The organism is Candidatus Rhabdochlamydia oedothoracis (assembly GCF_019453995.1).
In the GTDB taxonomy this organism is placed as follows: domain Bacteria; phylum Chlamydiota; class Chlamydiia; order Chlamydiales; family Rhabdochlamydiaceae; genus Rhabdochlamydia; species Rhabdochlamydia oedothoracis.
Genome location: NZ_CP075587.1, coordinates 1,523,471 through 1,536,731 on the forward strand (window position 1 = coordinate 1,523,471; position 13,261 = coordinate 1,536,731).

10 protein-coding genes, 1 tRNA gene and 2 pseudogenes are annotated in these 13,261 nt (G+C 36.0%); 5 read left to right on the top strand and 8 right to left on the bottom strand.

All coding sequences use genetic code 11. The features are described from left to right. Positions 1-246 precede the first annotated feature (246 nt). Positions 247-849, bottom strand: a pseudogene (locus RHABOEDO_RS08430) (helix-turn-helix domain-containing protein); the annotation flags it as partial. Between the two features lie 734 nt (positions 850-1,583). Here RHABOEDO_RS08430 and RHABOEDO_RS08435 point away from each other — a divergent pair. Further along, positions 1,584-2,618 (top strand): IS630 family transposase, encoded by a 1,035-nt coding sequence (locus RHABOEDO_RS08435; RefSeq protein ID WP_215216421.1) that lies wholly within the window; start codon positions 1,584-1,586, stop codon positions 2,616-2,618. Positions 2,619-2,693: 75 nt separating this feature from the next. Beyond that, a complete protein-coding gene (locus tag RHABOEDO_RS08440) occupies positions 2,694-4,334 on the top strand; it encodes a phospholipase D-like domain-containing protein (RefSeq protein ID WP_215216963.1) in 1,641 nt (546 codons plus the stop codon). Here RHABOEDO_RS08440 and gnd read toward each other — a convergent pair. After that, positions 4,331-5,764 carry a decarboxylating NADP(+)-dependent phosphogluconate dehydrogenase gene (gene gnd / locus RHABOEDO_RS08445; RefSeq protein ID WP_215216964.1) on the bottom strand — a complete coding sequence of 478 codons (1,434 nt, stop codon included), beginning with the start codon at positions 5,762-5,764 and terminating at the stop codon, positions 4,331-4,333. The genes RHABOEDO_RS08440 and gnd overlap by 4 nt on opposite strands. Before the next feature lie 90 nt (positions 5,765-5,854). Here gnd and RHABOEDO_RS08450 point away from each other — a divergent pair. Then, a tRNA-Arg gene (locus RHABOEDO_RS08450) sits at positions 5,855-5,928 on the top strand. Here RHABOEDO_RS08450 and RHABOEDO_RS11570 read toward each other — a convergent pair. From RHABOEDO_RS11570 to RHABOEDO_RS08480, 6 genes and pseudogenes are all read right to left on the bottom strand, one after another. Beyond that, positions 5,890-6,582 carry an N-acetylmuramoyl-L-alanine amidase family protein gene (locus tag RHABOEDO_RS11570; protein ID WP_215216971.1) on the bottom strand — a complete coding sequence of 231 codons (693 nt, stop codon included), beginning with the start codon at positions 6,580-6,582 and terminating at the stop codon, positions 5,890-5,892. The two genes, RHABOEDO_RS08450 and RHABOEDO_RS11570, sit on opposite strands and share 39 nt — an antisense overlap. Before the next feature lie 13 nt (positions 6,583-6,595). Then, on the bottom strand, positions 6,596-8,080 hold the full coding sequence (locus RHABOEDO_RS08460) for a UDP-N-acetylmuramoyl-L-alanyl-D-glutamate--2,6-diaminopimelate ligase (protein ID WP_245397507.1): 1,485 nt from the start codon (positions 8,078-8,080) through the stop codon (positions 6,596-6,598). After that, complete coding sequence (locus tag RHABOEDO_RS08465; RefSeq protein ID WP_215216965.1) at positions 8,068-10,092, bottom strand: peptidoglycan D,D-transpeptidase FtsI family protein; 2,025 nt, start codon at positions 10,090-10,092, stop codon at positions 8,068-8,070. Before RHABOEDO_RS08465 ends, RHABOEDO_RS08460 begins: the two co-directional genes overlap by 13 nt. Beyond that, positions 10,092-10,454, bottom strand: coding sequence for a hypothetical protein (locus RHABOEDO_RS08470; protein WP_215216966.1), 363 nt, complete (start codon positions 10,452-10,454; stop codon positions 10,092-10,094). The genes RHABOEDO_RS08465 and RHABOEDO_RS08470 overlap by 1 nt, the downstream gene beginning before the upstream one ends. A 13-nt stretch (positions 10,455-10,467) precedes the next feature. After that, a pseudogene (gene rsmH, locus RHABOEDO_RS11575) lies at positions 10,468-11,387 on the bottom strand (16S rRNA (cytosine(1402)-N(4))-methyltransferase RsmH). Next, on the bottom strand, positions 11,377-11,967 hold the full coding sequence (locus tag RHABOEDO_RS08480; RefSeq protein ID WP_320412777.1) for a division/cell wall cluster transcriptional repressor MraZ: 591 nt from the start codon (positions 11,965-11,967) through the stop codon (positions 11,377-11,379). Before RHABOEDO_RS08480 ends, rsmH begins: the two are co-directional and overlap by 11 nt. 167 nt (positions 11,968-12,134) lie before the next feature. Between RHABOEDO_RS08480 and RHABOEDO_RS08485 the strand changes: the two genes are divergently transcribed. Both RHABOEDO_RS08485 and RHABOEDO_RS08490 read left to right on the top strand, forming a co-directional pair. Further along, complete coding sequence (locus RHABOEDO_RS08485; protein WP_215216968.1) at positions 12,135-12,641, top strand: DUF5399 family protein; 507 nt, start codon at positions 12,135-12,137, stop codon at positions 12,639-12,641. A gap of 9 nt (positions 12,642-12,650) precedes the next feature. Continuing rightward, positions 12,651-13,046 (top strand): tetratricopeptide repeat protein, encoded by a 396-nt coding sequence (locus tag RHABOEDO_RS08490; RefSeq protein WP_215216969.1) that lies wholly within the window; start codon positions 12,651-12,653, stop codon positions 13,044-13,046. Positions 13,047-13,261: the final 215 nt, after the last annotated feature.

Here is a 13,261-nt window from a genome sequence, read left to right on the forward strand (position 1 = left end):
TCGTTTGTTTTTAAATTAAGATTTAACTAAGCAAAATTTCCTAGATAAAAGAGGCTGCAGTTCTTCCCGATATTTAGGAATGTTTTCAAAAAAGGCATAAATTGCCGTCTTAAAATCTAAGAATTTTTCATAATATCGATTATTGCGAACTTTTTTATTCATGAATCGCCAAAGGCGTTCAATCAGATTGAGATCGGGAGAATTATGAAAACTATCATTATACCTTAATGAGAAGATTTTAAATAGGATCTTAGCAAAAGCAACTTTACTATAGGTATCAATCACTGTTTGTTGATAAATTCGCCCCACTCCTTTAATAGTTCCTACATAATAGGTATCTTGTGCAACAAGATAGCCTGGATGTTGTGTTTCTATCTCTCCATGAGCTTCTTTTTCTTCTTTAGCTTTTTCAAGCGCTCTTAATTGATCTTCTGTAAAGATCAAGTGATCTTGAGCTGCTTTTGCTTCTAACGTCTTTAGTCTCTTCTTAAATGTTTCTAGATCATGCCTTAACCATATCGATCTGACCCCTCCAGGAGAAACAAGAATTCCCTTCTTTTTCATCTCATTGGAAACTCGGAGCTGTCCATATGCAGGTTTTTCTATAGCAAATTCAACTACGCTATTTTCTATTTTTTCTTCCACTCTATTTTTAGGGCAGGGTTTCCTTCTAGAGATTTCTTGTAATGCGGCTTCTCCGCCTTTTTCATAAAGCTCTTTGTATGTATAAAAGCTTTCTCTTGAATATTCCATGTGCTTACATGCTTGGGACACGTTCCCAAGGGCTTGAGCTAGTTTTAAAAGGCCTAGTTTATTTTTTATCACTTTTCTCTCTATTGCTATATTCATAAATTACCACTTTGCTATTTACCACTAAGTGTCAATTTAAGTCTTGTCTATTACATTTAAGTCGTGTTAGAAAATGAAATGGAGCTGAATATCTATCTATAGCCCGACGGGCTAATTTGAATCTTTTACAAAAAGATAAGACAAGCAAGGTCAGTTTACCAGGGCTTACGCATGAAGAATTCCCTTTGCACCTACCAGATCTAATAAATAATCTTTACGACATGATGCAACGAAGCAATGCATCATAATAGATGAAGAATGAATGAATCCTTCCATTTTATACTCCTTATGAAAAAGGAGCCAGAATCATTTTTTATCTCTCAATTATCAAGCAAAATCTTCATGCGTTGGCCCTGGTCAGTTTACGTAAACGGCGCTTCATTGCATCATGTCGTAAAGATTATTTATTAGATCTAGTAGGTGCAAAGGAAATTCTTCATGCTTAAGCCCTGATATTTGATCAGGAATACAAAGCCTTTAATTGTGTATACTTTGCGACTTCTATAATTATTAAAAATATTATTCTAATATGCAAAATTATAATCGTTTGCATTCAAATTAAGAGTTTGAATATATAAACATTTTTATACAAAAGATAACATCTTCTTGCAAGATAGAGCAGTTTTTTCAAAAAAACCTAGTTATGCAATTCTTAATTTGAAATCAAACTAGTATATAGTGGTTCCGATTCAATCGTATAGAAAAATATTTTGTTTTGTGTTAAGCTATTGAGTATGAAAAAACTGATCCCTAGCCAGAGAGCTGACTTAGAACACAAGTTAAAGCATCCAAAAGACTATTCTGAACGGAATAGGCTTTGTGTAATTTTGGGCTATGATGAGGGTATCTCAACAAAAAATCTTGCTAAAACACTCCGGATAAGCCCTATCACTGTTCAGAAATACCTCAGAGAATATGATTCCGAAAATAAAACTGGAAGTAGCCCTCGAGGCGGTAGCAAATCAAAACTTTCACAAGACCAAAAAGAGTCTCTACTAAAACACCTACAGGAAAAGACCTATCTTAAAGTCAAAGGGATCATAGCTTATGTGCATGAGCAATATGGGATAAAATATTCCCGAAGTGGCATGACAGATTGGCTCATACAGCACGGATTTGTTTATAAACGTCCTAAAAAGATTCCTGGGAAATTAGATCCTGAAAAACAACGAATTTTCATAGAACAATATAGGGCTTTAAAGGAGACCTTAAACCCTGATGAAGAGATCTATTTCATAGATGCTGTGCATCCTGAACATCAGTCCCAAGCCGTATGTGGATGGATCAAAAAAGGCGTTCAAAAGACTTTGCAGACATCCGGGAAACAATTGCGATTGCATTTTGCTGGAGCTCTTTGCCTGACAGGAATGAAGATTTTTACAGAGGAATATAAGACAGTTGATGCCGATGCAATGCTCGATTTTTTCAAGAAGCTAGAAAAACAGACAGAGGCTCGAATTATTCATGTAATTTTGGATAATGCAAGATCAAACAAAAATAAGAAACTAGAAGAGTTTCTGATGTCTTCTAGGATTAAAGTGCACTATCTCCCTCCTTATTCGCCGAATTTGAATCCTATTGAACGCTTGTGGAAGATCTTAAAGGAAAAGAAGGTATACAATCGATATTACGAAACGTCGGTGACTTTTTTTCAGGCAATTAGAGGATTCTTCTTAGAAGAGATACCGAAAATAACAGATATTTTGAAATGTAGGATAAACGACAAGTTTCAAGTCGTTGACTTAAATCCCATTAAGCTAGCCGTTTGAATCGGCACTAGTATATATGCTTATTGCAATATTTATTATTTAATTGTATAATATAGCATTAAATGAGGTATGTTTATGATTATTAATAATATTAACAATAGTTCGGGTCCATCTATAAATCAAAAAGAAACAAATAAGCAACAATCCTCTTTAGCTTACAAAACTTGTCTTTTTGTTTTAAAAACTTTATGCCTTGTAAAGATATTCAAATTTATTTTTTCTATAAAAATTATACCAGCAGGCTCAATTGGAAGCTTTAGCGGGTCTGCTTATTGCATTTATACAAAACAACTCTTCTCAAATTCTGCTTCTACTATAGCTTCTTTGCTTAGGGGTAGAAAAACCATTTTTCTAGGTCTAGCCAAAGAGCTCATGCAATCTATTCGACAGCCAATTGCTCAAAATCAATTTAGTGCATGCAATGCAATTGCCTGTCAAAATACTATGGAATCTTTTGAATGGAAAAAAACACTTATTCAATCAGCTGATCATAACATTGTTTTATCTGGTAATTATTGTGGAGGGAAAGCATTTGATGAACTCTTATCAATAGTAAAAGATCAATTAGAAAAGAAATCTCAATTAAAAGTAGTTATTCTATCTTCGGATAAATTCATTGATCCATCTAATCGTGAAAAAATTAGTTATCTTATGGCTTCTTATTCCGATAGATTCCAATTAGTAGAGAGTCCTGATATATGGACGATTGGTGAAAAAGTAAAGCTTTCAACCAATCATTCTAAAATCCTGTCTATTGACTATGGTAAATATTTTATACTAGGAGGAAGCGGAATAGAGGATAAATATGCTTATGATGATGGTCTAAATGATAAAGCAGCTTTTTTTACTCCGCATAAAACAGGATTGCTTCATAAAATTTTACCTCGCAGCTTTCGCGATCAAGATTTTGTCTTTTATGATGAAAAAGGATATGAAGGAGTTGGAGGTAGAGTTCATATAGAGGCAATTCAATTGGCTTATGCATGGATGCATTATAATAAGAGTCAAGAACAGGGCAGCGTAACTGAAAAGATTCTTCTAGATCAAGCAATAAATCGATCCTCACCTATTGTTCATACAAGGATTGAGCAATTTCATCAAAATTTGAATATGAATAAAGATGTAAACACAAAAGTCTTATTCACTGGACCAGAGAACACTAACAATGTTTTCGAACAAGAATTAATTATGCAATTTGATCGAGCAACTTCGCGCATTGTGATTGATCATATGTATTTTCACCCCTCTCAAGCAATATTCGATGCTTTGGTTAATGCAGCAAATCGCGGAATACCTGTTAATCTTATTACCAATGGATATGACAAGAATAGTCCAATGGGTCATAAAGCTTTTGGTCCTCGTAACCGATTTAATTATATTGCATTTAAAAATGCAGTGCATAAAGAATATCAAGAACATATTAATATTTATGAATTCAAAGTACACAAAACCACTCTGCATAAAAAAGTGATTATCGTAGACGATACCATAATTGCAGGAAGCAGTAACTTTGGTTACAAAAGCTTAGGTCCAAATTCTGATCATGAAATCAATTTTATTGCAAAAAGCGCTTTATTTGCAGAACAAACTTTAGAAGCTATTAAAGTAGATTATCAAGAAAATCACTCTAAACCAGTTTCCAAGGTAACAAGGCTGACCATCCCCGAGTTTGTACGTACCATTATTCACTCTTTATCCGCTTTTCTAGTTGGTTAAGAGCTTTCTTCTATTTTATTCCAATCAGTGTGAAAAAATTGCCCACGCGGTTTGTCAGTTCTCTCATAGGTATGTGCCCCAAAGAAGTCTCTTTGCGTCTGAATGAGATTAGCTGGAAGATATCCACTGCGATACCCATCAAAAAATGCAAGCGCTGAACTAAAACAAGGAATAGGAATTCCAGCTTGTACAGCGGTAATGATTACTTTACGCCAAGAAACCTCGGCATTGATAATTGCTTTTTTAAAAAAGGCATCAAAAAGCAAGCTTGGTAGATCTGCATTTATATCGTAAGCTTTTTTAATATCATTTAAAAATCCACTTCTAATAATACATCCAGCTCGCCAAATAAGTGCTATGGATCCGTAATTAAGATCCCATTTCATCTCTTTAGCAGCAGCTCGCATCAGCATAAAACCTTGCGTATAACTGATAATCTTAGAGGCATATAAGGCTTGTTTTATATCTAAAACTAACTGCTTTTTTGTACCGGTATAAGAATTGGTAACTTGAGGAAAGAATTTCTGGGCCTGCAATCGCTCTTCTTTTAAAGAAGATAAGCATCTTGCATAAACAGCTTCTGTGATTAAGCTCACAGGGACTCCTAAATCTAAAGCACTAACACCTGTCCATTTCCCCGTACCTTTTTGATTTGCTACATCTAGGATATGGTCTAATAGCAGGGTTCCATCTTGCTCTTTTTGCAAAAAGATTTTAGCTGTGATTTCAATTAAGAAGCTATTCAAGTAGCCTAGATTCCATTCTGCAAAAATATCATGTAGTTGCTTTGGATCATTACTAACAAATGTCTTTAGCAAAAAATAAGCTTCTGCAATCAGTTGCATATCCCCATATTCAATCCCGTTATGCACCATTTTCACATAATGACCGGCTCCTCCTTCCCCAATCCATTCACAACAGGGAAGGCCATCTTCCTTTGCCTTTGCAGAAATATTCTGAAAAATTTGTTTAAGGATGGGCCATGCTTGCTTGTTACCGCCTGGCATAATCGAAGGTCCAAACCTTGCCCCTTTTTCTCCTCCAGAAATTCCTGCTCCAATGAATAGAATTCCCTTCTTTTGCAAAAAATCGGTTCTTCTCTTTGTATCTGGATAGTGACTATTGCCTCCATCGATGATAATATCGCCCTGTTCTAGAAGAGGTAGACATTCATCGATTAGGTCGTCAACGGGACTACCTGCTTTAACCATGAATAATAATTTACGCGGCTTTTTCAAACTAGAGATCAGCTCTTTTAAAGAATATGTTCCTATGATTTGGGTTTCTTGTTTAAGACCTGATAAAAATTCTGTTACTTTTGTAGTGGTGCGATTAAATACAGCAATCCTATAGCTACGATCAATCATATTCAACACAAGATTTTGTCCCATGACAGCTAATCCTATTAACCCTAAATCAGCTTTAGCCATTATTACTCCTTAAGAGTTCTCTATTCATGTAAGCTTTTTAGTATACAGAATGGATGACAATTATTCAATCTTCAGACAGACTACTCTTTTGTCCTCGTAGCTCAGGAGGATAGAGCGGCCGCCTCCTAAGCGGCAGGTCGTGCGTTCAAATCGCGCCGAGGACATTTGTTCATCTTAAAATATTTATCTATCCCTTGCGCAACTCCCAAGGCGATTTGATCAAGATACGTCTTTTGTCTTATTTTCTGTCTTTCTTGAATGTTGGTAATAAAGCCCCCTTCAACAAGCACAGCTGGCATAGTGGTTTCTCGAATAACATGAAAATTACCTGCTTTAATCCCTCTTGAATTAGCCTCTGTTTGGTCAATTAGTCTAGTTAAGACACAATTAGCAAGTTGTTGGGAAGCTCTATTACGAGGAAGGAGTTTTGACGAATAATAATAAACCTCTATTCCTTTTGCTTGTCTATTTTTCGAAGAGTTAAAGTGGATACTTACAAAAATATCTCCCTTAACCTGACTTGCAATTTCAACGCGCCGAACTAAAGGGATAAAAATATCCTTAGAACGAGTCATTATTACACGATAACCCAATCCCTCTAAATGCCTTTTTGTCAGTAAAGCAGTAATGATATTCACTCTCTTCTCTAAAAAGTTGCCAAAGCTGGCCCCACTATCTTTTCCACCATGCCCAGCATCTAATATAACAAGGGGCTTCACACATCCTGCTACTGTTGCATGGGATTCGTCCGGTAAAAATAAAAAAGAAAAAATAAACCCTACGCAAATCTTCCAGCGTATAAACCTAAATCTCTTCATATAACTCCTTATCTTAATTGAAAACTGCAGTTTCACACGCTAGCTTAGCAACTAAACGATCATCAAATACTACAGATTGTTGAGAAAAGACCTGACAGGTTTCATGTCCTTTCCCTGCAATTAATACAATATCTTTAGAAGAGCCTTTTTCTATTGCAGAAAAAATGGCTTCTTTCCGATTTAAAAACGTCAATATAGCATTGGGATTTTTACACCCTTTTAAAATATCATTTATAATTCCTTGAGGATCTTCTTGTCTAGGATTGTCTGTAGTTACAATTACAACATCTGCTAATTTTTCTGCAATACTGCCCATTTTAGCTCTTTTTTGACGGTCTCGATTGCCCCCACATCCAAACACCACGATTAATTTAGCCTGCTTTATCTCTTTAAGAGCAGATAATACACATTCGAGAGCGTTTTCCGTATGGGCATAATCTACAAAAATGTAAAGACCTCTTGAATTAGCTACTTTTTCTAAACGCCCTGGCACTTGATTAAATGATTTTAGGGCATATATAATTTTTTTCAAACAGTATCCGTGAGACAAGCCAACTCCTACTGCAGCAAGAAGATTATACAGATTATGTTTACCAATTAAACGAGAGACCAGTTTTATCTTTTCTCCTTGGTAGTGAATGAAACATTCTATGCCCTCTGGAGTTAACTTTATTTGATGTGCATATAGGTCTGCTCTAGAATCCATACCGTAAGTGAGTAGATGCGCCCTGGTATTTTTCATAATTTCTTCTGCATAAACACTATCTAGGTTGATAACGGCTGTTTTTGGCCCTTTATGCGCTAAGGGATTGAGTTGTGAAAATAGTGTAAGCTTAGCTTGTAAATAGTTTTGTATAAACATGTGGTAATCTAGGTGATCCTGGTCAAGATTTGTAAACACAGCCACATCAAATTCAATCTCCTTTACCCGACCTTGATCTAAAGCATGTGAAGACACCTCCATCACACAACTTTTACATTTAGCAAGAGTCATGTCATTAAAGAGTTTGAAATTAGTTAAGACATCAGGTGTAGTGTGGGTTGCAGGGAAATGGTGCTTTCCAATAATCCACTCGATAGAGCCGATCAATCCACATAAACTGCCGAGCTTATCCAAAATATGTTTAACAATACAAGCTGTTGTTGTCTTACCATTTGTACCTGTAATACCTACTAGAAATAGCCTTTCATCAGCAAGATGATAATACTCTTTTGCAAGTAGTGCCTCTATTGCATTCACATCAGGGTGGATGATTTGCACTACATCAGATAGAAAAGGATTATATAAATCGGTTAAAACAGCGGTAGCTCCAGCAGCTATTGCTTCTGAAATAAATTCTGCTCCATTAAGGGACAAACCTTTTTTAGCAATAAATAGATTACCAGGCGCTACTAATTTAGAGTTTGCACAAATTCCTGTAATCTCTAGGTCTTTTACACCTTTATATGTTTTTATTTTTAGGCGCTTAAGAAGATTTTTTAATTTTATCCGTTCCATTTTTTATATAATTCCAGTAAAGTTCGACTCTCTTTTAGCCAATCCCCTTTTTCTTTATCATATCGAGGATCTTGAGGGGAATACCCATGGGGATCGTCTGGAGGTATACCAAGATATTCTAATGTGCGCAGTCCAATTTCTCTAAAAGCAGGAGCTGCACATCTACCTCCGTGCTGGTTTCTTCCTACTCCGGGAATATATTTGTATTCAGGCTCATCAATCACAACCAAAAGCACAAAGCGAGGAGAAGAAACAGGAGCAAATCCAATAAAAGAAGAAATATGATTCTTTTTGGAATACACCCCACTTACAATTTTTTCAGAAGTTGATGATTTTCCCACTTCGGTATATCCATAAATATCCGCTTTAGCAGCGGAGCCTCCTGGTTTTGTCACATATTTTAGAGCTTTTAAAACATGTTCTATAATCTCTTGTTCTAATAACCTAGGGAACCCTTTTACTCTTTCCTGAGTTGTATTGTCAAAAAGAACTTCTTCTAAACCTTCTTTTTTTTTTCGAGTAATTTTACGTACTAAGGTAGGTTTTACATCTTTTCCTCCATTAGCCAAAATAGCATATGCTCGTAGCATTTGTAGGCTATTCGCAGTAATATTATGACCAAAAGCCATGGAATAAGGTGTAGGAACAGACCAGTATGTTTTTCCATTTTTCGATTTCTTTCCAGGTACAGGTAGAAACCCTGTACTCTCAGAAGGAAGTTCAATCCCCGTTTTTAGACCAAAGCCAAAAATATCTTGTAGAGCATCCCTATACCACTTCTCTCCAAGCTCTGTAATGATCCTTTCCACTAAAATAGCCATATAAATATTTGAAGACTTTTGTAGTGCCATATACATATTCAAATAAGAATGGGAGCGTACATCGCGAATAGGTTTTTTTTTGCGTCCAGGAAAGGTTTTTCCTATAATTTTGATTTTTTCCTCTGGCGCAAATAAAGCGGGTTTACCTTGTCTTTGCAGCTCCAAATTGGCTTTAAGAGCTAGTGCTACTGTTAATGGCTTCATCGTTGAACCAGGTTCAAAAGGATCTGTAATAGCTTTTACCTTTGTATGTTCTATCAGATTTTCATCATTAAAATACTTTTGACAATCTCGTGGATCAAACCACGGATACTGAGCTAAGGTCCAAATTTCCCCCGTATGCGGTTCCATTAAAACAGCCCATCCACTCTTTGCATTAGCAAGTTTTACAGCCTTATAAATTTCTTCTTCTGCTAAAGCTTGCAAATGGTGGTTAATTGTTAAATGTATATCCGCTCCATTTTCTGGTTCTGCAATGACCTCTGCTGTCTCTAAAGAATGACGAGGGGAGCGTAAAATATAACGCTTTCCCTCTTTACCTTGTAAAATGGTGTTAAAAAATAACTCCATGCCACCAGTTGGTATGCTTTTCTGACTTTTTTGATCTTTTTCTTGTCTGACCGTATGTAAAACTTGGCCTAGTAATTTTCCAAAAGGATAAGAGCGTTGATAATCTTGAATAAAAAAGAGTGCATTTTGGGCAATTTTATGTGTTTTAGCAAAAGCAAACCACCATTCTTGAAGTATATTTTTTTGTTTTTGACTCAGCCACATAGCAAGCTTTCGCGAACGAGTATTGAGATTCAAGTATGCCTGGAGCTTTTCAGCTTCTGCCTTATTTAAAAGACAAATATCAGCAATTTTATCTGTGATTTCTTTTCGATGAGAACTAGGAATGGATTTAGGATCAGCATACAAATGGAATTTTAAAATATCGATGACAAAAGTTTGAGGGTTCTCTGGATGTCCTTTTTTTAAAGCTGTATTAGAATAAAATACGCCTCTTTTACATGGCTCTGTAATCAGTAATTGATGTTGAGTGCGGGCCATTTTTTCCCATTTTTTTCCCTCAATAATTTGCAGATGAAAAAATCGAAGAATAAGTATAGAAAATAAGAGAAAAAGTCCTCCAAAAACCCATACTAGGCGCTTATAAGCTACTAGCCAAGGCGAGGGATTGTTATCCAACATTATTGCTTAGCCCCAATCGCAAGATTCCATTTAAGAGTAGGAAGGCTCTTCTCTTTTTCTAGAGGAGATTTTGGCAAGATAACAGTTTCAGAAACGGTAAAGACTTCTTGCAGTGTTGGATATTTTAAATGACTAAACTCGCTGCAGCGCGCTAACTGCATAAGATGTTCAGGGCTCTCAAAAAGATCAATTTCATATTTTAAGCGATTATTTTGTTCTTTTAGTTTATTGAGCTCAGATGAGAGTATAGGAATTTCTAACCGCAGTCGCGTCACTGCATTTTGTGTATTTACATAAGAGCAAAGACAACATCCAAAAACCCCTATACAGCAAGCTAATTGAATGAATGCTCTCTTTAACATGATTACTTGATCCCTATATTTTCTCCACTACACGCATTTTTGCACTTCGAGCTCTAGGATTTACACGCATCTCTTTTTGAGTAGGAACTACTGGTTTTTTCGTCATTACATGCAAAACAGGCTCACAAACACGAGACTTAGAACGATCCGATGCTTGTCTAAAAATATGCTTTACGATACGATCTTCCAAACTATGAAAGCTAATAACACCCATGATACCGCCAGAGGAAAGATATTGGATTGCTTTGGTAATTCCTTCGGTGATTCCTTCCAACTCGTGATTTACACACATACGCAGAGCCTGAAAAATCAGGGTTGCAGGATGCAATTTACCTTTCAAAAGCGTCTTCAAAGAAGAGGAAATGGTATCAGCCAACTGAGTTGTGGTTTTAATGACTCTCTTGCGTCTTTCCTCCACAATTGCCCTAGCAGCTTTTTTCCAACGCGGTTCCTCACCCAGGCGAAATAACTCACCTAATTGTTTTTCTGTCCAATGATTTACAATTTCCATGGCAGTAAGAGAAGATGAAGGATCCATTCTCATATCAAGAGGCCCCTCCTCTGAAAAACTAAAACCTTTACGCCCTTTGTCTAGTTGCATAGAAGACACTCCTAGGTCAAAAAAAAACCATCCACACGTTGAATGTTTCTTTGGTTTAAATACTGATTAAGGCTTGCAAAATTCCCTTGAATAAGGTCCACCTTACCTTTCCAGGGCTCAAGCACTCTAGCTGCAATTTCAAGAGCTTCTGGGTCTTTATCACAACCGATAAATCTCTGAATCTCTGGATGCGCCTCTAAAATGGATTTTGCATGCCCTCCTGCTCCCAGCGTTCCATCAAAAAAAATAGATAGCTGTGAATTTTGAAAAAAGTGTAACATTTCCTCTACCAAAATCGAAACATGTTCTGTTTGCGGTCGATTATGCGTCATCCATTTCCTCTTCTGGTTTTTCGAGTAAAGCAAATGCTTCTTCTGTTAATTTAGCCAAATTCATATCAACGTCTTTACCGCTTAGTACCGTTTCAATCTGCGTGTCGTACTCTTTTTTTGGCCAAATTTCAATTTTGTTAAGAACTCCTGCGATTACAATTTCAGAGGTAATCCCTACTGCTTTTCTCAGCATTGATGGAGTATGCACTCTTCCGATTTTATCGCATGTGGTTTGGTACAGTGTGGAAAAAAACAACGTGAAAAATTTCTGATATTTGCCTAAGTGTGATTTTTCCTGGAATTTAGCTACAATTCTTTGGATATCGCTTTGACGGTAAATAGCTAAACACCCCCCTAATCCAAGACCTAGACTGAACTCTAATACACCATTTTCCACCAAACCAAAGCGCATCCTTTGAGGAAGCACAAATCTTCCTTTTTCATCAATTTTAGTTGCTATTGACCCACTAAAAAAGAACTTATGCATAGGGATACTGCCTATCATTCCCACATTTTCCCACAATCTATCACTAAAACATAAAGTTGGCAAGAATCTTAAGTAAATTTTAGTAAAAAACATTGTTCTAAAATGCTAATTGTTAATTATTAAAAAATAAATTATTATTAAAGGGAAATTGGTGGAAAAGAGATTTTTTCTATCCTAAAAGCACCGATCTATTGATAATTTAAACGCAACATGGCAAATCTCTTATAATAAGAGCATAAAACAACTTTAGGTAAACGGTTATGCCACCACGTACAATTGATAACTTAGGAATAGAGGTCTCAACTCGGTATGCAGAGGACTTAAGAGAGCTCGACCAAAAACTACTGGTCGAAGCTCGAGGCATTCAAGAACAGACTGAAATAGAAATCACCCATCCATTCTTTCTCACAGAGTTAGAAGTTCTGCTCGAGCCTCAAAAACAGCAAACATGGGCAACTTTCACTCCTCCTAAAGGATACTTTGAGCAAAAAAAACGATTTTTTATGTTTCAATTGATCCCTTCTTTAGGGTCGGAAGAAAAACATGAAACGCAAACGCAAAAGATTCTTTCTCTGAAAACCTTTTCGAGAAAAAAAAGAGGTAATCAACAACGGCAACAAGAACAAGAATCAAATCGTTCCGATCCTGAAAAAGAATATCATGAGAAAGAAAAAAAAATACTCGTTTCTGTTTTACAAACCATTATGCATTTAGACAAAGAAATTCAAGAAATCAATGCTCGAAGAGGGCAATATCACAAAGGCTAAATCACAACCATGAATCAAATTGATTGGATATCTATATTAGGATGGAGCGAAGAAGAGCTCTCCGATTTACGTTTTGTCGGCTATTCTTATATTAAACAAGGCAAATACGATATTGCGATTACTTTTTTTGAAGCGCTTACCACTTTATCTCCTTCTTCTCTTTACGACCTTCAAACTTTAGGTGCTTTATATCTACAGAAAAATAACAACCTAATGGCCTTAAATTATATTGAAAAGGCGCTTAAACTCGATCCACTTCACCAACCCACTTTACTTAATCGAGTAAAGGTTCTATTCGCTTTAGGTTACAAAAAACAAGCATTAGCTCAAGCTAAAGAACTTGAAAGAAGTCAAAATCCTGAAATGATAAACCAAGCTACAGCTCTTATCATGGCGTATAGCTAAATCACTTTGAAATCATTTTTTTAAATAAAAGAGTTTATCCTATTTTTTTTCCTTATCTTGCCTTTTTGAGACTTAACTATTTACCTCTTCGATCACGCAAAATCGAGCAAAAATCTATTGCCAGCTTTGTTCATCAATGTTAACTTGACGACATAAAAGATAGCTCAGAAGTATCTGTGGAAAGTTTGTTTATAAGTGCAATTAATTAGGAATCT